This is a genomic window from Paenibacillus whitsoniae (assembly GCF_003955665.1).
In the GTDB taxonomy this organism is placed as follows: Bacteria; Bacillota; Bacilli; order Paenibacillales; family NBRC-103111; genus Paenibacillus_E; species Paenibacillus_E whitsoniae.
This window is the reverse complement of the sequence record NZ_RXHU01000018.1, coordinates 87002-110884: the sequence shown is the minus strand read 5'-3', so window position 1 is coordinate 110884 and position 23883 is coordinate 87002. Positions and strand designations below refer to the sequence as shown.

At 51.7% G+C, this 23883-nt stretch carries 26 protein-coding genes and 1 tRNA gene; all 27 read left to right on the top strand.

The genetic code is table 11. The features are described 5' to 3' along the window. The first annotated feature begins 212 nt into the window (after positions 1-212). A complete protein-coding gene (gene spoIVA / locus EJQ19_RS07325; RefSeq protein ID WP_126140549.1) occupies positions 213-1691 on the top strand; it encodes a stage IV sporulation protein A in 1479 nt (492 codons plus the stop codon). Between the two features lie 251 nt (positions 1692-1942). Continuing rightward, complete coding sequence (locus EJQ19_RS07320; protein WP_126140548.1) at positions 1943-2215, top strand: HU family DNA-binding protein; 273 nt, start codon at positions 1943-1945, stop codon at positions 2213-2215. Between the two features lie 142 nt (positions 2216-2357). Beyond that, positions 2358-2431, top strand: a tRNA-Pro gene (locus tag EJQ19_RS07315). A gap of 83 nt (positions 2432-2514) precedes the next feature. Continuing rightward, the gene (locus tag EJQ19_RS07310; RefSeq protein ID WP_241242783.1) at positions 2515-3441 is read left to right on the top strand and encodes a phosphatase PAP2 family protein; all 927 of its coding nucleotides are present in this window, start codon (positions 2515-2517) and stop codon (positions 3439-3441) included. Positions 3442-3560: 119 nt separating this feature from the next. After that, positions 3561-3782, top strand: coding sequence for a trp RNA-binding attenuation protein MtrB (gene mtrB, locus EJQ19_RS07305; protein WP_126140594.1), 222 nt, complete (start codon positions 3561-3563; stop codon positions 3780-3782). A 113-nt stretch (positions 3783-3895) separates the two neighbouring features. Then, positions 3896-4429, top strand: a complete 534-nt coding sequence (locus EJQ19_RS07300; RefSeq protein WP_126140547.1) for a hypothetical protein — start codon at positions 3896-3898, stop codon at positions 4427-4429. A 97-nt stretch (positions 4430-4526) separates the two neighbouring features. Next, positions 4527-5393 carry a heptaprenyl diphosphate synthase component 1 gene (locus tag EJQ19_RS07295; RefSeq protein WP_126140546.1) on the top strand — a complete coding sequence of 289 codons (867 nt, stop codon included), beginning with the start codon at positions 4527-4529 and terminating at the stop codon, positions 5391-5393. A 12-nt stretch (positions 5394-5405) separates the two neighbouring features. Beyond that, complete coding sequence (locus EJQ19_RS07290) at positions 5406-6158, top strand: demethylmenaquinone methyltransferase (RefSeq protein WP_126140545.1); 753 nt, start codon at positions 5406-5408, stop codon at positions 6156-6158. 6 nt (positions 6159-6164) lie between these two features. Further along, positions 6165-7040, top strand: a complete 876-nt coding sequence (locus tag EJQ19_RS07285) for a UbiA-like polyprenyltransferase (RefSeq protein WP_126140544.1) — start codon at positions 6165-6167, stop codon at positions 7038-7040. After that, the gene (locus tag EJQ19_RS07280) at positions 7037-7648 is read left to right on the top strand and encodes a UbiX family flavin prenyltransferase (RefSeq protein WP_126140543.1); all 612 of its coding nucleotides are present in this window, start codon (positions 7037-7039) and stop codon (positions 7646-7648) included. The genes EJQ19_RS07285 and EJQ19_RS07280 overlap by 4 nt, the downstream gene beginning before the upstream one ends. After that, positions 7629-8492: a menaquinone biosynthetic enzyme MqnA/MqnD family protein gene (locus EJQ19_RS07275; RefSeq protein WP_126140542.1), complete on the top strand. Its 864-nt coding sequence runs from the start codon at positions 7629-7631 to the stop codon at positions 8490-8492. Before EJQ19_RS07280 ends, EJQ19_RS07275 begins: the two co-directional genes overlap by 20 nt. Then, positions 8489-9466 (top strand): polyprenyl synthetase family protein, encoded by a 978-nt coding sequence (locus EJQ19_RS07270; RefSeq protein ID WP_126140541.1) that lies wholly within the window; start codon positions 8489-8491, stop codon positions 9464-9466. Before EJQ19_RS07275 ends, EJQ19_RS07270 begins: the two co-directional genes overlap by 4 nt. A gap of 22 nt (positions 9467-9488) precedes the next feature. Beyond that, positions 9489-9932, top strand: coding sequence for a nucleoside-diphosphate kinase (ndk, locus tag EJQ19_RS07265; protein ID WP_126140540.1), 444 nt, complete (start codon positions 9489-9491; stop codon positions 9930-9932). A gap of 114 nt (positions 9933-10046) precedes the next feature. Then, a complete protein-coding gene (locus EJQ19_RS07260) occupies positions 10047-10829 on the top strand; it encodes a CheR family methyltransferase (RefSeq protein WP_126140539.1) in 783 nt (260 codons plus the stop codon). A gap of 96 nt (positions 10830-10925) precedes the next feature. After that, positions 10926-11090, top strand: a complete 165-nt coding sequence (locus EJQ19_RS31735; protein ID WP_164716362.1) for a hypothetical protein — start codon at positions 10926-10928, stop codon at positions 11088-11090. Positions 11091-11315: 225 nt separating this feature from the next. Continuing rightward, positions 11316-12479, top strand: coding sequence for a chorismate synthase (gene aroC / locus EJQ19_RS07255; RefSeq protein ID WP_126140538.1), 1164 nt, complete (start codon positions 11316-11318; stop codon positions 12477-12479). 1 nt (position 12480) lies between these two features. After that, complete coding sequence (aroB, locus tag EJQ19_RS07250) at positions 12481-13575, top strand: 3-dehydroquinate synthase (protein ID WP_126140537.1); 1095 nt, start codon at positions 12481-12483, stop codon at positions 13573-13575. A gap of 3 nt (positions 13576-13578) precedes the next feature. Continuing rightward, the gene (gene aroH / locus EJQ19_RS07245; protein WP_126140536.1) at positions 13579-13965 is read left to right on the top strand and encodes a chorismate mutase; all 387 of its coding nucleotides are present in this window, start codon (positions 13579-13581) and stop codon (positions 13963-13965) included. Between the two features lie 283 nt (positions 13966-14248). Beyond that, positions 14249-15796 carry an anthranilate synthase component I gene (gene trpE / locus EJQ19_RS07240; RefSeq protein WP_126140535.1) on the top strand — a complete coding sequence of 516 codons (1548 nt, stop codon included), beginning with the start codon at positions 14249-14251 and terminating at the stop codon, positions 15794-15796. A gap of 21 nt (positions 15797-15817) precedes the next feature. Continuing rightward, positions 15818-16858 carry an anthranilate phosphoribosyltransferase gene (gene trpD, locus EJQ19_RS07235; RefSeq protein WP_126140534.1) on the top strand — a complete coding sequence of 347 codons (1041 nt, stop codon included), beginning with the start codon at positions 15818-15820 and terminating at the stop codon, positions 16856-16858. After that, positions 16848-17645: an indole-3-glycerol phosphate synthase TrpC gene (gene trpC / locus EJQ19_RS07230; protein WP_126140533.1), complete on the top strand. Its 798-nt coding sequence runs from the start codon at positions 16848-16850 to the stop codon at positions 17643-17645. The genes trpD and trpC overlap by 11 nt, the downstream gene beginning before the upstream one ends. A 19-nt stretch (positions 17646-17664) precedes the next feature. Next, positions 17665-18363, top strand: coding sequence for a phosphoribosylanthranilate isomerase (locus EJQ19_RS07225; protein ID WP_126140532.1), 699 nt, complete (start codon positions 17665-17667; stop codon positions 18361-18363). After that, complete coding sequence (gene trpB, locus EJQ19_RS07220; RefSeq protein WP_126140531.1) at positions 18360-19556, top strand: tryptophan synthase subunit beta; 1197 nt, start codon at positions 18360-18362, stop codon at positions 19554-19556. The genes EJQ19_RS07225 and trpB overlap by 4 nt, the downstream gene beginning before the upstream one ends. Positions 19557-19559: 3 nt before the next feature. Continuing rightward, positions 19560-20378 (top strand): tryptophan synthase subunit alpha, encoded by an 819-nt coding sequence (gene trpA / locus EJQ19_RS07215; protein WP_126140530.1) that lies wholly within the window; start codon positions 19560-19562, stop codon positions 20376-20378. Positions 20379-20390: 12 nt separating this feature from the next. Further along, positions 20391-21491, top strand: a complete 1101-nt coding sequence (gene hisC / locus EJQ19_RS07210) for a histidinol-phosphate transaminase (RefSeq protein ID WP_126140529.1) — start codon at positions 20391-20393, stop codon at positions 21489-21491. Positions 21492-21514: 23 nt separating this feature from the next. Further along, positions 21515-22603 (top strand): prephenate dehydrogenase, encoded by a 1089-nt coding sequence (locus EJQ19_RS07205; protein ID WP_126140528.1) that lies wholly within the window; start codon positions 21515-21517, stop codon positions 22601-22603. Between the two features lie 165 nt (positions 22604-22768). Continuing rightward, the gene (locus EJQ19_RS07200) at positions 22769-23659 is read left to right on the top strand and encodes a polysaccharide deacetylase family protein (protein WP_126140527.1); all 891 of its coding nucleotides are present in this window, start codon (positions 22769-22771) and stop codon (positions 23657-23659) included. Positions 23660-23883: the final 224 nt, after the last annotated feature.

Genomic DNA, 23883 nt, shown 5'->3' with positions numbered 1-23883 from the left:
TATATTCATTCAATGTGGTGAGTTTTTGGTTCAGGTGAACGTCTGCCTGCGTGTGTGCTTCATAAAAATATGAGCGAAAAAAAAGTTGGTTCGCATCTATCATATTTCTATCGAAAGTACATATATTTCTTACTAGTCCAAATGAATGTACGAGTAGTCAATTGTTACCGTCTCTAGCGTCAGTTGACGACCAAACTGTAGGAGGGATTCTCTTGGAGAAAGTGGATATCTTTAAGGACATTGCAGAACGCACAGGAGGGGATATTTACCTGGGGGTTGTCGGCGCAGTCCGCACAGGCAAATCAACCTTTATCAAACGTTTTGTGGAATCTGTAGTGCTTCCTAACATTCAAAGCGAAGCGGATAGGATCCGGGCTACCGATGAACTCCCGCAGAGCGCTGCTGGCCGCACGATCATGACCACGGAGCCGAAATTCGTTCCGAATACGGCGGTGCAAATCTCTGTGGCGGAGGGGCTGAACGTAAACGTTCGCCTTGTGGATTGTGTCGGTTATGCAGTCGATGGCGCCAAAGGCTATGAAGACGAGAACGGACCTCGCATGATTAATACGCCATGGTTCGATGAGCCGATTCCGTTTCAAGAGGCGGCGGAAATCGGTACGCGCAAAGTCATTCAAGAGCATTCAACATTAGGCGTCGTCGTTACGACAGACGGCACGATTTCGGATATTCCGCGCTCTTCCTACGTGCTTGCGGAAGAACGCGTCATTAATGAACTGAAAGAAGTCGGTAAACCGTTCATTGTGATAATCAACTCGCAAAAGCCAAACAGTGAGCCGGCGCTGGAACTTCGCAGCGAGCTGCAAAGCCGTTACGACGTGCCTGTGGTGACGATGAGTGTCGCGAGCGCAGGGGAAGAGGAAATGGTTTCTGTGCTTCGTGAGGTGCTCTACGAGTTCCCTGTGCACGAAGTGAATGTGAATCTGCCGAGCTGGGTCATGGTGCTGGAAGAGAAGCACTGGCTGCGCTCGCAATTCGAAGCTTCCGTGCGGGATACGGTTCAAGATATTCGTCGTCTGCGCGACGTGGACCGTGTGGTCAGCCAGTTCGCCGACTACGAATTCATCGATAAAGCGGCACTTGCCGGGCTCAACATGGGGCAAGGGGTTGCCGAAATTGACCTCTTTGCGCCGGATGAACTGTACGACCGCATTCTGATGGAGGTTGTCGGCGTCGAGATTCGCGGCAAGGATCATCTCCTCCAGTTGATGCAGGACTTTACGCACGCGAAGCGGGAGTATGATCAGTTCGCCGAGGCGCTTGAAATGGTCAAGACGACAGGCTACGGCATCGCGCCGCCTACGCTTGCGGAAATGGCGCTGGATGAGCCGGAGCTTATCCGTCAAGGCTCTAGATTCGGCGTGAGACTGCGGGCGACGGCACCTTCCATTCATATGATCCGCGTCGATGTCGAGTCGGAGTTCTCGCCAATCATCGGCACCGAGAAGCAAAGTGAAGAGCTTGTGCGCTACTTGATGCAGGACTTTGAAGACAACCCGCTGAAAATCTGGGAGTCGGATATCTTCGGCAGATCCTTGCACTCCATCGTGCGCGAGGGCATTCAAGGGAAGCTGGCCCAAATGCCGGACAATGCCAGATACAAGCTGCAGGAAACACTCGGACGCATCATCAACGAAGGTTCCGGCGGACTTATCGCGATTATTCTTTAACCCTAGATCGATTAAAAACACTCGAAAGAGTGTTTTTTGTCGTAAAATAGCAGATTTGCACACAGATTATGGAATTTGATACTTGAAATTGACTACTAAGTATATTACTATGAATTTATTCGTCTGCTTTCAAGAAGTTATTTTACTAGCAAAATCAACGTTTTTTCTGAGGTTGATGTATAATTTCCGAAGAAACGGTGAAAACAGGAAGTAACAGGAAGCGAGATTTATCTTAGGGGGAGGTGAATGGCATGAATAAATCTGAATTGATTAATAAGGTTGCTGAAACCTCTGAGCTTTCCAAGAAAGATGCAACGAAAGCGGTTGATGCTGTTTTCGACGCAATTTCCGAAGCACTGCAAAGCGGGGACAAAGTACAACTGGTTGGATTCGGAAACTTCGAAGTTCGTGAACGTTCCGCTCGTAAAGGACGTAACCCACAGACTGGTGATGAAATCGAAATCCCGGCTAGCAAAATCCCTGCGTTTAAACCAGGTAAAGCACTGAAAGACGGTATCCAATAAGTAGCGGGTACTTCGCGATATTTCTGTTACATAAGCATAAAGCCGTAATCGCTTTCGAGCGGTTGCGGCTTTTTTGAGCTTTGGTGGAAATTTCTTTACAATTTCATGAACTGATTTTATAATTACAACAGATTGCATCTGACGGGGTATGGCGCAGCCTGGTAGCGCGCACCCTTGGGGTGGGTGAGGTCGCACGTTCGAATCGTGTTACTCCGATTAGAAGAAGACATCGTATGGGCGATGTCTTTTTCTTTGGTTCAAGAAGCGAACATCAAAGAGAAAGATATGGGGGAAGAACATTGATTAGTGGAAAGCGACTAGACTATGTAAAATCATTAGACTGGACGATGTATGGCACGATCGCTTCGATTTTTCTAATTTGGCGGATCGGAACGGTCGGCAACTGGAGCACCGAATGCTGGTTGCTGTTGATGATCTGCTTGCTTGGCGTTCGGAGGGATCAAATTGATGTGGATTGGAAGCGTTTTTTTCTGTTTGGCATTCCGCTGCTCGGCGTCTTTTATTACTTCTACGGCACAGGCAACGGCTTCTGGTGGAAAATAGCGAACTGGATGTTTGAAAATAACCGTCACCCATGGCATTGGGATGCGTACATGAACGCGATTCCGCTGAATACCGGCGGTTGGGCCAGATGGATCGCCAATCCGTTTCTGGATCGCGCGATGGTTTGGATTTATAACTACGGTTTCGTACTCTCGCTCTGGATTTGTATCGTCCGAAGCTTCTGGACGCGCAGCATCAAAAAAATGCTGTCGTATGCACTTTCAGGCCATATGCTGCAATTTCCGCTCATTTTACCGTTCTACAACTTGATTCTGCTGCACGAGGTTTGGTATGTGAACAAGCAGCCTGATCTGCTGCACCGGGTGTTTGCGGATGAGAATTCGCTGTTGGTCGCGGTGATGAATTGTTTTCCAAGCATGCATACGTCGATTTCTTTTGCGATGCTGCTGCTCGCCCTGCGGGAGAAGGACCGCATTTTCAAGACGATGATGGTGACTTACTGTGCGGCGATCATTTTTTCAACGCTGTACCTGCAAATCCACTGGCTTATCGATGTATTCGCGGGCATGCTCTTTGCTTACGGGACTGTTAAGTTGTCCGATTTGCTGATCCGTGTGGCCACGAACAGGGCGTTGCCGGCCAAATTCAAGCAGTTTTACGCAGCCAAACAGCCTAGCTCATCGGCCAAAGCTTCGATGTAAGGCGTCATTTCACAAGATCGGGTTGACTTTGGGCGCCTTTTTTTGGCATCATTAGCATAAGCGGTTGTGTGAGGGAAGAACGGAGGATGGCTATGGAACAATCGAATAAAACCAATCAAATGAATGCGAACGGCAACGAATATTTCGTGATCAAAGCCAAGGACAACGGCGTGCATGTCATCGGCCTGACGCGCGGGCAGGATACACGGTTTCACCATACCGAGAAGTTGGATAAAGGAGAAGTGATGATCGCTCAGTTCACCGAGCATACTTCCGCAGTCAAGGTTAGAGGCAAGGCTGTCATTATGACGAAATACGGCATTGTGGATACGGAAGAATAATAATCGCAGGTTAAGCGGACAAAGCAGGCATAGCCTGCTTTTTTTCTTTGTACAATGGTGTATAGGGCTTGTATGCGGGCGCACCCTGCGAACGAGAACAAGGAGGTAGGGACATGAAGTGGACCATGCGTATTGTTCTGACGATCGGAATTTCCACGGCGATGGCGCTGGGGCTTTCCTTGCTGTCCAACATGGAGCTAAATACGGAGAGCAGCTCCCCATATACGTGGTCGAGCCACCGCGGCGGCCAGTTGACGGATAAGAATTTGGCGGATATGCTCGTGCAGGTTCCGCTGCAGATGCGAATACGCAGAGTCGAACTCAGTATGTCGCGGCTCTCTCTCGACCTCAGCCTTCCAAAAAACGCAGATACCGTCACGGTCTATCGCGATCTGTATACGCTCTCGCAGGCGATGCTGAATCAGACGAAAAACGTCGATCAGGTGTTCGTGCGCGTGATGGATTATTCCGGCGGCTCCGACGCGGCGTCTTCTCAGCTTGTGCTTGCCATGGTTGCTCAGCGCGAGTTTGGAAAAGATATGGAGAAGCGTGCCGGCGACCTCAGTCTCATTCAACTCGAGCAGGAGCTGCAAAATCGGTTCCGGATCACCTACACCTCCAAATGGCAGCAAAAATATCCGCTATAATTATGTGCTTCCGTTTCCGTGTTATGATATAATGATTTGAATTGAGGTAATCGAGCATAGACGAAGATATTTGGCATACGGCTACGGAGGCTTTTGCATGAATTCTTATCGGATCCCAGAGATCGCCAAGCAGTACACGGAATATGACATGATTCAAATTCACACGGATTTGCCGGAGTTTCCTGAAATGCGTACGCGTCTGCTGTACGCCTTCTTGAACGAATACAGCAAACTTCGTGCATCCAGCGAGCTTTTTACTTTAGCGGCATCTCTTGTCCAATTAGGTCTGGATACACACGACATGGTCACGGTGACCAACGACGTCAAGGAGAAGAAAGCCGCGAGATCACGGCAGCTGAAAGTACTGGCCGGGGATTATTTCAGTTCGCGGTTCTACAACCTGCTGGCGGGAGCGGGTCAAATTGAAATGATTAAGCAGCTTTCCGGCGCCATCTGTGAAGTAAACCGTGTCAAGATGAACGTGTATACGAAAATGAAGCAGCTTAAATTGACGGCAGAAGATTACCTTCACCATATGGTGGAAATCAAATCTCAGCTGTTTTTGTCTTTTTCAGAAATTTTGACCGAAGCGCACGGACATGCTTGGCCGCAAATTATGCGCAGCTATGCAAGATGTGAGCAACTGCTCGAAGAAATTTTTCGTTCGGAATCGATTGCCAATTTCAAAGGCAGCTGGGGCTTCTGGCATATTCTTCAGCACGGTGCCAAGGACGAGCGCAAGCAATTGCAGCAGGATCAGCTCGATCCAGCGAAGGTTCGGACGCTGTTGAACAAGCATCAAATTACTTCACAGCTTGTTGAACTGCTGCGCGTGCAGACGGAGCAATTCCATGCCGCAGTAAAGCTGCTTGCGTCGGATAAGCTTATTAGTGAACTCTTTCACATAAGCGAGCCGTTCCAGCGTATCACGGGGAAACAGCCGAAAGTACTGGAAGAAATTTGAGGAGAGTCCGATATGACTGCAACGAAATCGAATGTGAGTACGAAGAAAAAATCGAAGGAAGAGTTTGTACACGGCGTTTTCGAGAGTATCGCGCCTAAGTACGACTTGATGAACAGTATTCTTAGCTTTCGCAGACACAAAGCGTGGCGCAAGTTTACAATGCGCAAGATGAATGTGAAGCCGGGGCAAACGGCGATCGATTTGTGCTGCGGCACGTGCGACTGGACCATTTCTCTGGCACAGGCCAGCGGTACGGGCCGAATGATCGGGCTTGACTTCAGCCAGAACATGCTGGATGTCGGCGCTCGTAAAATCAAGGAGCTGCATTTGGAGAAGCAGATCGAACTCGTCCAAGGCAATGCGATGCAACTGCCGTACGAAGATAACACGTTCGACTACGCGACCATCGGGTTTGCGCTGCGGAACGTGCCGGACCTCGAGCAGGTCATTCGCGAGATGAGGCGTGTTGTGAAGCCGGGGGGGCTCGTCGTCTCCCTTGAATTGTCCAAGCCGACGTGGCAGCCGTTTAAGTCGATTTATTATTTTTATTTTCAGCAGGTGCTGCCGTTTTTGGGGAAAATTCTCGTAAAACGCTACGAGCAGTATAAATGGCTGCCGGAATCGTTGGTCAGCTTCCCCGATCATAAGCAGCTTGCGGCGATTTTTGCCAAGAACGGGCTTGATCACGTACAAGCTTATCCGTTGACAGGCGGGGTCGCGGCGCTGCATATCGGCACAAAAGGCATAACAGAATCAGGAGTGTAGTCAGCTATGTTTACGAAACTAAAAATATTTTTGGAAATGATCAAGTTTGAGCACAGCGTATTTGCGCTGCCTTTTGCGTTCATGGGGGCGATCCTGGGGTCGGTCGTGCTGAAGGACCAGCTGCCAAGCTGGGCGCAGATCGGCTGGATTACCCTCGCAATGGTAGGTGCCCGAACTGCTGCAATGTCGCTCAATCGAGTCATCGACCAAGCGATCGACAAGAAAAATCCGCGGACAGCGGGCCGGGCGATTCCAGCCGGACTCATCAGCGTGCCGCAAGTTATCATTTATATCGTTATCTCCTTTTTGTTGTTGTTCTGGGCGACGTCGCATCTCAGCTCGCTATCGATGAAACTGCTCCCGATTGCGGTGTTTTTCCTTGTGTTCTATTCGTATACCAAAAGATTTACTTGGACCTGCCACTTCGTTCTTGGCTTGACGCTCGGCCTTGCGCCGCTTGGCGGCTGGATTGCCGTAACAGGTCAGTTCACATGGTCGTCCGTCATCTTCTACTTGACTGTCGTGTGCTGGAGCACTGGCTTTGACTTGATCTATGCCTGCCAGGACGCAGACTTTGACCGCAAGGAAGGTCTGTACTCGCTGCCGAGCCGTTTCGGCATCAAAGCGGCTCTGAATACGGCGCGCGTCTTGCACGCTCTGACAGCCGTTGGCTTGGTGACGTTGTTTTTCATGACGCATCTGAGCTGGTTCTATTTGCTCGGTCTTGTCATCGCCTATGTCATTTTGTACAAAGAACACCGTCTTGTCTCGCCGCAGGACTTGTCCAAGCTGAACACCGCATTCTTTACGATGAACGGTATTTTAAGTCTTGTGATGTTTGCTTTCACGCTGCTTGATGTGTTGGTGAGTCCACACCTATGAGCGGAAATTGGGTAATTGGTTTAACGGGAGCGAGCGGTGCGCAATACGGCGTGCGGCTCGTTCAAGTGCTGTTGGACATGGCCTTTGACGTTCATCTCATCGTTACAGATGCAGGCTGGCGAGTGCTTCAGGACGAGCTGGATTGGTCGGCCAGCAAGCGGGCGGATGAATTGGAGAAGCATTTTGGAGGAAGAAAAGGCAAGTACGAATATCATCCGATTGCGAATATCGGCGCGACGGTAGCAAGCGGTTCGTTTCGCACGAAAGGCATGGTCGTGATTCCGTGCTCGATGGGCACGCTTGCGGGAGTCGCGCGCGGCGCGTCGGATAATTTGCTGGAACGTACGGCCGACGTGATGTTAAAAGAAGGCAGAAAACTAATTATGGTGCCAAGGGAAACGCCGCTGCACGCCATTCATTTGGAAAATATGCTGACGCTCGCCAGAATGGGTGTTCGCATGATTCCGGCGATGCCGGCTTTCTACAATCGTCCGGCGTCCTTGGAGGACATGATTGATTTTATGGTAGGCAAAGTCATGGACAGCATGGACATTGAGCATTCCTTGTACCGCAGATGGGGAGAGAACAATGAGCAACCTAGACCCTAAAATTCGCATTGGCCGCATCAATTACACGAATGTATGGCCGATCTATTACTATTTTCCGCAGCTGATGAACATCCCGGAAGTGGACATTATCGAACAGGTGCCCAGTTCCTTGAATAAAGCGATGGCCGAAGGCAGCATTGACATGGGCCCGATCTCGTCCTTCTCGTTCGGCGAACATTTCGAAGAGTATGTGCTGTATCCGGATCTATCTGTCAGCGCGTTCGGTGAAGTCAACTCGATTCTCCTGTTTCATGAGAAGCCGCTGCGCGAGATTGTAAACGGACATATTGTGCTGCCTTCTACGTCCGCGACGTCGATTAATCTGCTGAAAATTATCGTTGAGAAATTTTACGGTGGCAAACCGACCTATTCGACGCAGAAGCCGAATCTGGACGAAATGATGAAGAATGCGGACGGCGCGCTGTTGATCGGGGATGATGCGATTAAGGAAAGCTGGCGGGATCCAAGGTATATGATTACGGATCTTGGGCAAGAATGGGCGAAATGGACAGGACAATGGATGACGTTCGCGGTATGGGCGATCCGCAAGGAAGTGATTCGCAAGCATCCTGCACTGATTGCCGACATCTACGCGGCCTTCAAAAAAAGCAAGGAAATGGCTCACGCGAACCCGGATAGTATGATCCGCGAAGCGCAGGAGAAGGTTGGCGGGACGCCTCAGTATTGGCATCATTATTTTCATTCGTTATGCTACGATTTTGCGGCTGAACAGCGTGCCGGGCTCTCCAAATATTATCAGTATGCCTATGAGCTTGGTTTTCTGCCGAAGCCGGTCAATATCGGTTTATGGGAAGAGAATAACGTAACACGGGTGACGGAATGAAAAATTTAATGGACATATATGCAAGAAAAAGGAAAGACGTCGCAGCTATTGAAAAAGAGCTGGAGGAGAGCGTATACAGCGATCACCCCCTGCTCAGGGAAACCTCCACGCACCTGCTCAAGGCGGGCGGCAAGCGAATTCGTCCGGTGTTCGTGCTGCTCGCCGGCGAGTTCGGTACATACAAACTGCAGACGATGAAGCTTGTCGCAGTGCCGCTGGAGCTGATTCACATGGCCTCGCTTGTGCATGATGATGTGATCGACGATGCCAATACGCGCCGCGGACAGCTGACGGTGCGCTCAAAGTGGGACAACCGCATCGCGATGTTTACCGGCGATTATATTTTCGCCAAGGCGCTTAGTGTGATCACGGATATTCCCAAGCCGGCGGTTCATAAAATCATGTCCAAGGCGATCGTGGAAATGTCCATCGGCGAGATGGAGCAGATCCGCTTTTTTTTCAACACGGATCAGACGGTTCGCGACTATTTGCTCCGAATTCGGCGGAAAACGGCGCTCCTTATCGCGATTTCGTGCCAGCTTGGCGCGATGGCGGCGGACAGCCCAGACTGGATAAGTAATAAATTGTACACATTTGGCTATAATATTGGTATGACTTTCCAGATCAGGGACGATATTCTGGATCTGATCGGAACCGAGAAACAGATCGGCAAGCCGCCCGGCAGCGATGTAAAGCAAGGCAACATTACACTGCCAGTCCTGCTGGCGATGAAGGACCCGAATCTGCGTCCGCACATATTGACAGAATTGGATCGAATACATAAACTGGATGGACAAACGGATGTCAGCCTATTCCTGGACATCATCCGAGGCAGCGCCGGTATCGACGAGGCGGATCGGTTATCGCAGCGGTACCTCGATAAAGCGATTGCGGCACTCGACAAGCTGCCGAATATTCAAGCGAAAAAAGATCTCATCGAAGTCGCTCACTTTATCGGTAATCGATCTTATTAACGAGAAGGAGGTAGACCTAAGGATGGAACAAACCTTTTTGATGGTCAAACCGGATGGCGTTCAGCGCGGTTTAATCGGTGAAATTGTCAAGCGTTTCGAACAGAAAGGCTTTCAGCTCGTCGGAAGCAAATTGATGCTGATTACGCGAGAGCAGGCGGAGTATCATTATGCGGAGCACAAAGGCAAAGATTTTTTTGAAATGCTCGTCAATTTCATTACGTCGGGTCCAGTCTTCGCCATGGTCTGGGAAGGCGATCAAGTCATTCAGCTGTCCAGAACGATGATCGGCAAAACGAATGCGCTGGAGGCGACACCAGGCACGATTCGCGGAGATTTCGCGGTACATACGAGATTAAACCTGATTCATGGCTCCGATTCGCCGGAAAGCGCGGAGCGGGAAATCAATAATTTCTTCCGGCCGGAGGAAATCATGAAATACGAGAAAAACGTGCAGCCTTGGATCTAAACGGGCGCAGCTGGGACCTTTCCACTTGGGAAGGTTCTTTTCATTTTCTATGAAGGAAATTGCAAGGCCTCCACAGAATGTATGCAGTAGACTATGTTCAAAGTGGAGGACGACATGGAAGATCAGGATTTTTTAAGTTTTATTAAAAAGATTAAGGACCACACGTCCATCGATCTTGCCCTTTACAAAGAAGCGCAAATGAAACGCCGATTAACGACACTGCGAATGAAACGCGGATATACGACGTTCGTTGCCTTTTTTGATGCGATGATGAAAGACAAGGAATTGTTCTACGAGTTTCTGGATCGCATGACGATCAACGTCTCAGAATTCTGGCGCAATCCGAACCGCTGGGAAATCGTGGAGCAGAAATTCGTGCCGGAAATGCTGCGCAAGAACAGAAGGCTCAAAGTATGGAGCGCAGCGTGCTCCACCGGCGAAGAGCCGTATACGTTGGCGATGATCTTAGCGGAGCAGGGAGCTTTGCAGGAAGCGACGCTGCATGCAACGGATATTGACGACGGGGCGTTAGAGAAGGCACGCAAAGGGTTGTACCTGGACCGTTCGGTCAGAGACGTGCCGGAGAAGTATGTGAAGAAATATTTTCGCCAGGAGCAGCTCATGTTCCATGTGTCGGATGAATTGAAGAGAGCCGTCAAATTCAAGAAGCAGAACTTGCTGGTCGACACCTTTGACACCGGGTACGATTTGATCGTGTGCCGGAACGTGATCATTTATTTTACGGAAGAAGCCAAGCATGTTTTGTATCAAAAGTTTGCCAAAGCGCTTAAGCCGGGCGGCTTGCTGTTTGTTGGCTCGACCGAGCAAATTTTCTCGCCTGCACAGTACGACCTCGAAGCGGCAGATACGTTCTTTTATCGTAAGAAGGGGGTATAAGAACTTCCAAAATTTCCAATACTAAGATGTAGAACGTTGCGGCAGACAAACCATTGCATATCTTATTGCTGCAAGGGTACAGCTTAGGGGGCTAACATGGATAAACGCAAGGTGATTACGGCTTATCGTAGAGGCATGCTGTCGATTCAGGAATGTGCGCAAATTCTCGGCGTCGATACGTCCCAAATTGCGGGTTTGATGAGCGATCCGCAGCTGAGTGAACTGCCAAGATTGATCCATAAGCAGCCGATGCACGGCTAATCTTGGCTTCGAACGAGAAGATGACACGCTTTGGCAAGGGGGAAATTCCCTGATGCCGGGGCGTGTTTTTGCATTTGTGTTGTTGCCAAACCTGAGTACCTATACTATAATGGAAAAAATAATCGCGCGTCAAAGCGCTAAAGTGCTGCGTGTCATTGATGCCACAGGGCAGAACGTTCTACGATACGAAGAAGATTTCGTACTATTTTTAGGAGGTCATTCATAGTGAGATACTTAACAGCCGGGGAAACCCATGGACCGCAGCTTACTGCGATCATTGAAGGGTTTCCAAGCAATGTCACCCTTAACTTTGAAGAATTGAACCATCAATTACATAGACGTCAGCTAGGATATGGCCGCGGCCGTCGCATGCAGATTGAAAAAGATACCGCGCAAATCGTCGGGGGCGTGCGTCACGGCAAAACGACCGGCGCTCCTATCGCGCTGGTTGTTGTCAATAACGACTGGAAACATTGGACAACTGTTATGGGCATTGAGTCCGTGGAAGAGGACAACGAAGGCAAACGCCGCGTGAACCGTCCGCGCCCTGGACATGCCGATCTGAACGGCGGTCTCAAATATAATCAGAAAGATTTGCGCAACATTCTGGAGAGATCCAGTGCGCGCGAGACGACGATGCGTGTAGCGACAGGCGCAGTTGCCCGCCAATTGCTCGCTGAGTTCGGAATTAAAGTCGCTGGACAAGTCATCCGCATCGGCGACGTGGAAGCGAAGCGTCAAGAACTGCCGCTCGACGAACTGATTGCCGTGACAGAGGCATCCCCGGTTCGCGTTGTGGATAAGGAAGCGGAAGCGCAAATGATCGCTGCCATCGATGCAGCCAAAGAGGACGGCGATACCCTGGGCGGTATCGTGGAAGTGATCATTGAAGGCGTCCCTGTTGGCCTTGGCAGCCACGTGCAATGGGATCGCAAGCTGGACGGGAAAATCGCGCAAGCGGTGCTTTCGATTCAAGCATTCAAAGGCGTGGAATTCGGGATCGGTTTCGAAGCGGCGGAGCGCAGAGGCTCTAATGTCCACGACGAAATTCTATATTCGGCAGACAAAGGCTTCAGCCGCAGAACGAATCGCGCAGGCGGCTTTGAAGGCGGTATGACGACTGGCGAGCAAATTATCGTGCGCGGCGTCATGAAGCCGATCTCTACGCTGTACAAGCCGCTGCAAAGCGTCGACATCGACACGAAAGAAGTGTTCACGGCGCAAGTGGAACGCTCCGATACATGTGCGGTGCCTGCGGCGAGCGTGATTATGGAAAACGTTATCGCCTGGGAAGTGGCGAATGCGTTCCTGGACAAGTTCGGCGGCGACTCCATTGAGGAAATCCGTGCGAACCTGAACAACTTCCTAGCCCAAGTGGAGAGCTACTAATATGAGAGAACTGACCGTAGAGCTAGGCGAGCGCTCTTATCCTATTTATATCGGCCAAGGGATCCTGGCCCAGATTACGGCACTGTTCGACCGTGCGAAGCTCAGCCGCAAGTCGCCGCTCCTGATCGTCACCGATGAATCGGTGGCGGCGCTTCACCTGGAGCGCGTGCTGTCGCTGCTCCAAGCTGGCGGCTATGCCGCCACTGCCTGCGTCGTGCCCGCAGGCGAAACATCCAAATCCCTCGCGCAGCTCGAGGGAATCGTCACCGCCGCCCTCCAGGCCGGCCTCGATCGCAGTTCTGCGATCGTTGCGCTTGGCGGGGGCGTGGTCGGCGACCTCGCCGGCTTCGCGGCGGCGAGCTTTATGCGCGGGATCCGCTTCGTACAGATCCCGACCACGATCCTTGCCCACGACAGTTCCGTCGGCGGCAAGGTCGCGGTAAACCACCCGATGGCCAAGAACATCATCGGGGCGTTTCACCAGCCGGAGCTGGTCCTGTTCGACATCGACCTGCTGCTCACACTGCCGCCGCGCGATGTGAAGGCAGGGCTGTCGGAAGTGATCAAGCACGGCTTGATCTGGGATGCCGCTTTCACGCAGTGGTGCGATGAAAACGCAGCGAAGCTCCTGGCTTTGGACCCGGAGGCGCTTAGCTACGCGCTGTATATCGGCTGCGAGGTCAAAGCCAAAGTCGTCTCGCAGGACGAACGGGAAAACGACCTGCGCGCGATTTTGAACCTCGGACACACGATTGGCCACGCGCTGGAAGCGGTCGCAGGCTACGGCGAGCTGCTGCATGGCGAAGCGATCGCGATCGGCATGGTCGGCGCAGCGAAGCTGGCGCAGCAGTTCGGGTACAGTGAAGAAATTCATACTGTAACCAAGCGTATTTTTGAAAAATTCGGGTTGCCGGTGACGATTCCGCCGCATCTCGATACAGATGAGATCATGAGCGCAATGATGCATGACAAGAAGTTCAAGGAAGGCACGATGGTGTACATCATTCCGACGGAAATCGGCAAAGTCGAGATCCGCAAGGACGTCACCGCCGTTCAGGTCAGACAAATTGTCGACATGCTAAAAGGGGAGAGCTGACACATGTTTGTTAGGGGAATTCGCGGCGCGACGACCGTCGAGCATAACGAGGCAGACGAAATTTTACAGGCAACCGGGGAACTGCTGCAAGCCATAGTTGAAGCGAATGATTTCCGTCCGGAAGATATTGCTTCCGTCTTTATTACGGTGACAGCGGACATTACCGCGATCTTTCCGGCCGTTGCCATCCGTTCCTTAGTCGGGTGGGAGCTGGTGCCGCTGATGTGTTCGCTCGAAGTGCCGGTAGCCGGTGCTCTGCCGAAATGCATTCGTTTGATGGTGCAAGTGAATACAACCAAAACGCAAGCTGAAATCAATCATATTTATTTAAAAGAGGCCAAAGCGCTTCGTCCGGATATTGTGAAATTGACAAATGAAGCCGCTCGGTAGTATAGTGAATTTAGATGAGTGCAGGTAAGTAGAGCAGAGTTTAGTGAAGTAGAGCAGAGCTGAGTTGAGAAGAGAAAAAGCACATATCCGCCTTATGCCGGTCTAGCGTCCAAGTTGACGTTCGTCTGTTTGCATATTTCGTTTGATTCGCTTTTTTTCAGCATCTTCCTCATCGTCTACTGAAACTAAAGTCAACCTCTACCCTGGGTAGAGGTTTTTTTGTATTCAATTAGAGTTTGGAGCACCGAATGAGGCAGCTCGCAAACTGAGAGGGGATGTTTCCATGTATACACCTGAACTGCAAGAAGTGATTCGTTTGTCCCGTAGTTATAATCTGATTCCAGTTGTGCGCCACTTATTAGCCGATACCGAAACACCGATCCGTGTATTCCAACATCTATACCAAGAACCGCGCGCTTTCCTACTGGAGAGCGTGGAGGGCGGCGTGAAATGGGCGCGTTATTCCTTTATCGGCACCGATCCGTTCTTGATGATCACGTCGAAGCATGGAAAAACGACGGTAGCGTCCCATGACGGCGACAAAGTCACCGACGAGAAGCCGATTGACGTTCTGAAAGCCTACCTTCGGTCCTACTCCAGCCCTCAATTGCCGGGAATGCCTCGCTTTACAGGCGGTGCTGTCGGATTCTTCGGATACGATCTGCTGCAATACTACGAGAAGCTGCCTGCCCATCAGGTGGATGATCTGCAAATGAACGATATTCAATTCATGTTCTGCGATCAAGTCATCGTGTTCGACCATTTCAAACAGCAGATGATGGTCATTGCGAACGTGCACGTTCCGAAATTTGCGACAGATGCCGACATTGCCGAAGCGTATCAAGCCACTTGCGACAAAATCGACGCGACGATCGAAAAAATCAAACGTCCGTTGAGTGTGGATACGATGACGCACAATCCGATTGTGAAGGAGCCGGAGCTCGGCGAAATTCGCTCCAACATGACGAAGGAAAAGTACATCGCCAATGTGAACAAAGCGAAGGAATACATTCGCGCGGGCGACATTTTCCAGGTCGTGTTGTCTCAACGATTTGAAATCGAGACGACGGTTTCGCCGCTGCAGGTGTATCGCGTGCTGCGCACAATGAATCCTTCTCCGTACATGTACGTGCTCAAAATGGACGACGAGGTCGTCGTCGGCACTTCGCCGGAGCTGCTCGTACGCGTCGAAGAAGACAAAGTCGAGACGCGGCCGATTGCCGGTACGAGACCGAGAGGGAAGACGCCTGAGCAGGATCTTGCGCTGGAGCAAGAGCTGCTCGCCGATGAGAAGGAAAGAGCCGAGCATTTGATGCTCGTCGATCTAGGGCGAAATGACATCGGACGCGTCTCCGAATTCGGTACCGTCAAATGCGACACATTCATGGACATTGAGCGCTACTCGCATGTCATGCATATCGTGTCCAACGTGTCCGGCAAAATTGCGAAGGATAAAGACTTCTTCGATGCCTTCCTCTCCTGCTTGCCGGCGGGAACGGTGTCCGGCGCACCGAAGCTTCGCGCCATGGAAATTATTGCGGAGCTGGAGCCGGAAGCACGCGGCGCTTATGCCGGGGCGATCGGGTACTTGGGCTTCTCGGGGAACCTCGATACGTGCATTACGATTCGGACGATTATTTTCAAGAACGGCAAAGCGTACGTGCAAGCGGGCGCAGGCGTGGTCTGGGATTCCGTGCCGGAGAACGAGTATCAGGAGACGGTGAACAAGGCGACGGGGATGCTGAAATCCATTCGGATGGCGGAAGCGATGTTCAGTCCGGAGCCAAGACCTGTCAGCGACATCAACAAAGATTACTTTGTAAACTCATAGGAAGAAAGGAGATTGACTACGATGAGCGGATTGATTACGATGCAGCAAGCTCTGGGAAAAGTAATTAATGGCAGCCACCTGACACGCGAGGAGGCGCGCGGCGTGATGTCCGAAATTATGGAAGGCGCAGCGACCCCGGCGCAGATCGGCAGCTTACTGACGGCGCTTCGGTTCAAAGGTGAAACCCTGGATGAGATCACCGGATTCGCCGAGACGATGCGGAGCAAAGCGGCGCAAATGAACGTGCTGCAGAGCGATTTGCTGGATACCTGCGGCACCGGCGGGGACGGAGCGGAGACGTTCAACATCTCGACAACGGCGGCCATTATCGCAGCGGCCGGCGGCATTCGTGTAGCGAAGCACGGCAATCGGGCGATGTCGAGCAAAAGCGGCAGTGCCGACGTGTTGGAAGCGCTGGGCGTCAATATTACGCTGACCGGCGAGCAAGCGGCCAAATGTTTGGAACGCACGGGCATTTGCTTCATGTTCGCCCAATCGTTCCACCAATCGATGAAGTACGTGGCGGCGCCTCGGCGCGAGCTCGGCTTCCGGACGGTGTTCAACCTGATCGGGCCGCTGACGAACCCGGCTGGCGCCGACCGTCAAGTGTTGGGTGTGTTCGATCGGGAGAAAACGGAACTGATCGCACAGTCGCTGCAAGCGCTGGGTCTCAAACGCGCTCTGGTCGTTGCTAGTGAAGACGGGCTTGATGAATTCAGTATTTCGGCGCCGACCAAAGTGACCGAACTCAAAAACGATACGATCGCTACGTACTCGATTACTCCGGACGACCTGGGTTTACGCGCACACAGTATCAAAGATGTCGCTGGCGGCGATGCGCCGTTGAACGCGGAAATCATTCGTCACATTTTCGCCGGGGAGAAAGGGCCTCATCGTGACATTGTGCTGGCTAACGCAGCGGCTTGCTTCTATGTGACGGGGCTGGTCGGTACGATGCAGCAGGGCGTCAAGCTCGCTGCGAATGTGATCGATTCGGGCAAAGCGGAAAGCAAATTGAACGAACTTATTCAATATACAGGAGAACTGAGCCATGTTTCTTGATAAAATTGTTGCCACTAAACGCCTGGAAGTCGAGGCGATGCAGAACTTTTCCATTGCGGAAGCGGAGAAGGAAATCGCTCAGCTTCCGCCTTGCCTAGGCTTTGAACGCTCCTTGTCTTCCGGCCGGAACCGTGCCATGGGCCTGATTGCGGAAGTGAAGAAAGCGTCGCCGTCCAAAGGCTTGATTCGCCCGGATTTCGAACCCGTTGAGCTTGCCAAGTCGTACGCGGCGGCGGGAACCGACTGCATCTCCGTGCTGACGGATGTGGACTATTTTCAAGGCAGCAACGCTTATTTGCAGGCAGTTCGCCAAGCGGTAAGCGTGCCGTTGCTGCGGAAAGATTTTACAATTGATCCGAAGCAGATTTATGAGGCCCGCTTGCTCGGGGCGGATGCGATTCTTCTCATTGCGGCGATCCTCACGACGGAGCAAATGAAAGCCTATCTCGCGCTGGCTCGCGACCTCGGCATGGATGCGCTCGTTGAGGTGCATGACCGCGAAGAATTGGAACGCGCGCTGGAACTGAACACGACGTTCATCGGCATCAACAACCGGAACCTTAAAACTTTCGTGACCGACCTCGCGACCACGGAAGAGCTGACTCAATTGATTCCGGAAGGTGTGACAGTCGTCAGTGAAAGCGGCATTTCTTCCGTCGAGGATCTGGCCTTCGTTCAGAAAGCCGGTGCGAAAGCTGTGCTGATCGGCGAGCACTTTATGCGCCAACCGGTTGTCGGCGACGCGATTGAGGCATTGATGGGGCCGCGTGTGAACGCAGCAAAGTAACGGAAAAGAGGCGACGAACATGACTGTGACGACAGCGCCAACGGTAAAAATTTGTGGACTTCAAAGCGTTGAAGTGTTAAAATCAATCGTACATTTGCCGATAGCTCATATCGGTTTTGTTTTTGCACTCAGCAAGCGCCGGGTGACGCCGGAGAAGGCGGCAGAGCTGATTGAGGTGCTGCATGAACAGGGCGTTAACGGGCAAGAGAGGCCGCTGGCTGTCGGTGTTTTTGTGAATCCGGCCGAGGATGAGTTGCAGGGCATTTTGTCGGTTGCACCGCTGGACGTTGTGCAGCTTCATGGTCAGGAGACGCCGGTGTTTTGCCAGTGGGTTCGGGATACGTTTGGCGTAAAAGTGTTTAAATCCGTGTCCATATCGAAGACGGAAGCGAATCCTCCAACGCCAGAGGCCGTTGCCGCTCAGCTTGATCCGTATATCGGATCGGTTGACGCCGTGCTGTTAGATACATTTGACCCGGTATACGGCGGGGGTTCTGGCACGACTTTTGCCTGGGACTGCATCCCTGTGTATCAAGCTTGGGCGCGTGAAGTCGGCGTTGCTTTGCTTGTTGCAGGCGGGCTTAAGCCGGAAAACGTAGATCAATTAATCGAGACGTATCGTCCGGATGGCGTCGATGTATCAAGCGGCGTGGAGACGGACGGAGTTAAAGATATTGCTAAAATTACAGCATTTGTGGAAAGGGTGACTCGGAAGTGACGCAAGTACCTGACCAGCATGGCAGATTCGGCAAGTTCGGCGGCCGTTATGTCCCTGAGACACTAATGAACGCGCTGATTGAGCTCGAAGAAGCTTATGCCAAATATAAAGATGACCCTGATTTTATTGCGGAAGTCCGCTATTTGCAGCGGCAATATTCCGGCAGACCGACCCCACTGTATTACGCGGAGCGTTTGACGGAGCTTTTGGGCGGCGCTAAAATTTATTTGAAGCGGGAAGATTTGAACCATACCGGTGCGCACAAAATCAACAACACCATCGGACAAGCGGTGCTAGCGAAACGGATGGGCAAGAAGAAAGTGATTGCCGAGACGGGTGCCGGGCAGCATGGCGTCGCTTCTGCGACGGTTGCAGCCCTCATGGGATTGGAATGCAAAGTGTTCATGGGCGAAGAGGATACGAAGCGTCAACAGCTTAACGTGTTCCGCATGAAGCTGCTAGGCTCGGAAGTGATTCCGGTTACGTCCGGCACGCGTACGCTCAAAGACGCGTGCAATGAGACGCTGCGTTACTGGGTAAGCCATGTGCAGGATACGTATTATATCCTGGGTTCGGTCACAGGCCCGCATCCGTATCCGATGATGGTGCGGGATTTTCAGCGCGTTATCGGCGACGAGTCCCGGGAGCAAATCCTGGAAGCGGAAGGCCGACTGCCGGATGCTGTTGTCGCTTGCGTAGGCGGCGGCAGCAACGCGATGGGCATTTTCTATCCATTCGTGCAGGATGAAGGCGTGAAGCTGATCGGCGTCGAAGCGGCTGGACGCGGTGTCGAAACCGAGGAGCATGCAGCGACGATGACGAAGGGAACGCAGGGCGTTTTCCAAGGCTCGCTCAGCTACTTGCTGCAGGATGAGTACGGCCAAGTGCTGCCGGCGCATTCAATCTCCGCAGGGTTGGATTACCCGGGCATTGGGCCCGAACATGCGTACCTCAAAGACATTGAGCGTGCGACGTACTTCCCGATTACGGATCAGGAAGCGCTGGATGCGTTACAATTGCTGAGCCGTACGGAAGGCATTATTCCTGCGCTGGAGAGCGCGCATGCGATTGCGCAGACGTTGAAGCTGGCTCCGACGATGGCGAAGGACCAGATTATCGTGGTTTCCTTGTCCGGACGCGGCGATAAAGACGTAGAATCGATTATCGGCTACTTGGGCAAGGAGGAGGAATAAGCGATGAACCGTATCGACAGCCGCTTTGCAGAACTGAAAGAGCGCGGAGAAACTGCGCTGATTCCTTTTTTGACCATTGGTGATCCTTCGATTGAAGCGTCTTTGGAGCTCATTCTGGAGATGGAAAAAGCAGGTGCCGATCTCATTGAGCTTGGCGTGCCTTACTCCGACCCGCTTGCTGACGGACCGGTGATTCAGCGCTCTTCCGAGCGTGCGCTGCAGCGCAAAATCTCGATCTTCGACGTCATCGGCGTCGCTCGTGAAGCGCGAAGCCGTGGCTCCAAGCTGCCTTTCATCCTCTTTACGTACTATAATCCGGTGCTGCAAATCGGCCTGGAGCGCATCTTCAAGACGATGCAGGAAAATGAAATCAGCGGCATTATCATTCCGGATCTTCCGCTGGAGGAAGACAGCGAGGCGCGCGCGGTTGCCGAACGATACGGCGTGCACTTGATCCCGCTCGTAGCGCCGACGTCTAATGAGCGCGTGAAACGCATCGCGGCAGGCGCTCGCGGCTTTGTGTACTGCGTGTCCTCGCTGGGCGTAACCGGCGAGCGTGCGGAGTTTTTCGGCGGCATTGAAGATTTCCTGTCCACCGTACGCGAAGCGGCGACCGTGCCGATCGTCGTCGGCTTCGGGATCTCGAATCGCGAACAGGTGAAGCGTTTTGAGACGCTGTGCGACGGCGTCGTCGTGGGCAGCGCGATTGTAAGAACGATTGAGGGTGCGCTTTCGCACCTCACTTCGGACGCTGCGCATCCGGAAGGCCTGGGACAAATTCGTCAATTTGTAGGACAATTAAAAGGTTCGGACAACATTTAATGAGGTGACTTCATGCAACCGAAACAGTCGATTATCCATTTACCCGTCTATCAACCTGGCAAGCCGATTGAAGAAGTCAAGCGCGAGCTTGGCCTCACGGAAGTGATTAAGCTTGCTTCCAATGAAAATCCATTTGGCTCGTCTCCGCGCGTCAAAGCCGCGATCGAAGCCGAAATCGCCAACATCTCCCTGTATCCCGATGGCGGCGCTGTGCATTTAACGGAAGGTGTGGCGAAGGAGCTTGGCGTGGAAACGAACCAGCTTATTTTCGGTGCAGGCTCGGACGAAGTCATTTTGATGCTGGCGCGCGCTTTCCTTGTGCCTGGCGACGAGTCCGTGATGGCTTCACACACGTTCCCGCAGTATAAGCACAACTGTGAAATCGAAGGCGCGATTTCGATTGAGGTGCCGCTCAAAGACGGTACGCACGACCTGGATGCGATGGCTGCTGCGATTACGGAAAAGACGAAAATCGTGTGGATCTGCAACCCGAACAACCCGACCGGCACGATGAACACGGATGCGGAAATCAAAGCGTTCCTGGCGAAAGTGCCTGCCAGCGTTATCGTTGTCCTTGATGAGGCTTACTGCGAGTACAACACGACGGGAGAATTCCCGAACAGCATCGAGCTGATCGGGCAATACAAGAATGTGATTTCGCTGCGGACGTTCTCCAAAATCTACGGATTGGCGTCGCTTCGTATCGGCTACGGTATCGGGCATCCGGATGTGATCCGCTCGATCAATCAAGTGCGCGAGCCGTTTAATACAACTCGCTTTGCACAGGCTGCCGCGCTGGTATCGATTCAAGATAAAGAGTTCATCGCCAACTGCCGCGAAGCGAACACAGCCGGTCTTAAATACTTGAACGAACAGTTCCAAGAGCTCGGTTTAACCGCATTCCCGGCTCATGGCAACTTCATCATGGTTGATGTCCGGCGCCCGGCCGCTGAGGTGTTTAACGGCTTGCTGCGCCGCGGCTTGATCGTGCGCGGAGGCCATATGCTCGGCTTCCCGACATCGCTCCGCGTAACCATCGGTTCTCGCGAGCAGAATGAAAAATTCATCGCCGCACTGAAAGAAGTGCTGGCTGAAGTGCCTGTTGAGGCCTAATTCCATTTACAAAGGTTGATTTCATGACGAAGATAGCGATTTTCGGTGTAGGGCTGATCGGTGGATCACTGGCCTTATGTTATAAAGGAAAGCCTGGGTATACGGTCGTCGGTCATTCGCCAAACCCGAAGTCCGTGGAGAAGCTGCTTAAGCGCGGCGTCGTGGATATTGCCACGACGTCGATGGCGGAAGCTGCACAGGACGCAGATTATCTATTCCTGTGCGTGCCGGTAGGCATGTTGGAGGATTATGTGAAGCAGCTTGTGGAGCTGCCGCTGAAGCCAGGCTGCATCATTACAGATGTTGGGAGTACGAAAGCGTCCGTGACGGAAAGCGCCGCAGCTGTAGTGAGAGAAGGCGTTTATTTCATCGGCGGTCATCCGATGGCGGGTTCGGAGCGGCATGGTGTAGAAGCTGCATCATCCCATTTATTCGAGAATGCTTTCTATGTGCTAACACCGGCAGAAGGCACGCCGGAGCTCGAAGTAGATCGTTTGACAGCTTTCCTCAGTGAGACCAAAGCGCAGGTCGTTCGAGTCGATGCTCGCGAGCACGATGAAATCGTCGGCGCGATCAGCCATCTGCCGCATATTATTGCTGTCGCCTTAGTGAATCAAGTCCGCGTGTATAATGAAACGAATCCGCTCTACCAAAATCTCGCGGCAGGCGGGTTCCGCGATATTACGCGAATCGCAGCCAGCGAACCGAGCATCTGGCGTGACATTCTCGTGAACAATCGCGAGGTGCTGCTGAAGCTGCTCCAAGACTGGAACGGCGAGATTGCGCGTTTTATTCAATTGATTGAGCAAAGCGACGGAGAGGGAATTGCCGAACAATTCCGTCTCTCCGGTGAATTTCGCGGTAAGCTGCCTGAGCGTCGCAAAGGCATGCTCACGTCCTTATATGATATTTATGTCGATGTACCGGATCATCCGGGAATTATTGGCTCTATTGCAACACTGCTGGGGAATGCCCGGATTAACCTCAGCAATCTTCAAATTATTGAAAGCCGTGAAGATGTTCCGGGCATACTTCGCTTGTCCTTCCGCAATCAGGAGGAAGCGGATCGGGCTTCCGAACTTCTCGGCGAGCAATATGCAGTTCACGTATAAATGACATTCGAAATAAACCGGCATGCGCAGGTAAGAGCTACTTATCCGCGGCATGGCGGTTTATTTCATTTTCTTAATAAAAGACGTATTCTCAGGTCTTAAGTCGCATGCTATAATAAATCGCTATCCGTTTTTTTAACTTTTAAAAGTCATGGGGCGAATGATGTGAAAGCAAGGATTTTGTGGATCGGCATGCTTACCTTTGTCATTGTTATTATGAATTTTACCCCGATTGTCGCCAGTGAAAAGGAAGTTTATTATTCCAAGCAAGTGGCTGTACTGGTGTACCATCACCTTGACCCGGATGTGCAAGGATCGGTGACAATTACGCCGAAACTATTTGAACGTCAACTGGAAGCGCTCCAACGCGACGGTTTTATGTTCATTTCGTTCGATCAGTTCAAACGCTTTAAAACTCAAGGTGCTGATGTACCGGACAATGCTGTGTTGGTTACGTTCGATGACGGTTACGAAAGTTTCGCGACCTACGCGTATCCAGTTCTCAAAAAAATGCGGATTCCTGCCGTGAATTTTGTGATCACCAAAGATCTTGATGATCCAACCGCTCCGAAACTTCACGCCTTGTCGAAAGAAGAAATCAAGCGTATCCGGTCGGATTTCCCCAAGATTGAATTTCAAGGCCATTCGGATTCCCTTCATCAAATGCAGGACGGCAAGCCATTCTTGACGAACAAGTTGGTCTTACAAGGTGTTCCGGAGACAGAAGATCAGTTCAAATCCAGAATTTCGCAGGATACGCTGACGATGATTACGAAGCTGACCGAGCTGAATGCAGCCAGGGAAGTAAATGGTTACGCTTATCCGTACGGCAGCTACGATGCGCAGACGATCGCACTGCTGCAGCAGGCAGGGATTAAATTCGGCTTTACAACAACGAACGGCATCACGGATTTTGCAGGAGACCCGATGCAAATTCCGCGAATTAACGCGGGGAGCCCTTATATACGTCCTTATTCGATTTGCAATTTAATTAAACGAGCAGCGAGAAATGAAGGAAACAATCCTCAAGCCGCTCGTCATTTCCATGCTTCGTAAACGTTTTCAAAAAAATGTTGACAAAATGAAACCGTATACATATAATAAAAGTACAGTATGGTTTCTCTCCACTCCTATCCGATAATCGCACCATAAGTGCAACCGCCGATTCGGCGGTTTTTTTTTGTCTTTAGTTGCATATATATGATCTGATGCAGCGAATGTGAAATTTATTGGGCAATTTGTCGAAAGCAGCAGGATTTTTGCCGTCAAGCTCGAACTAT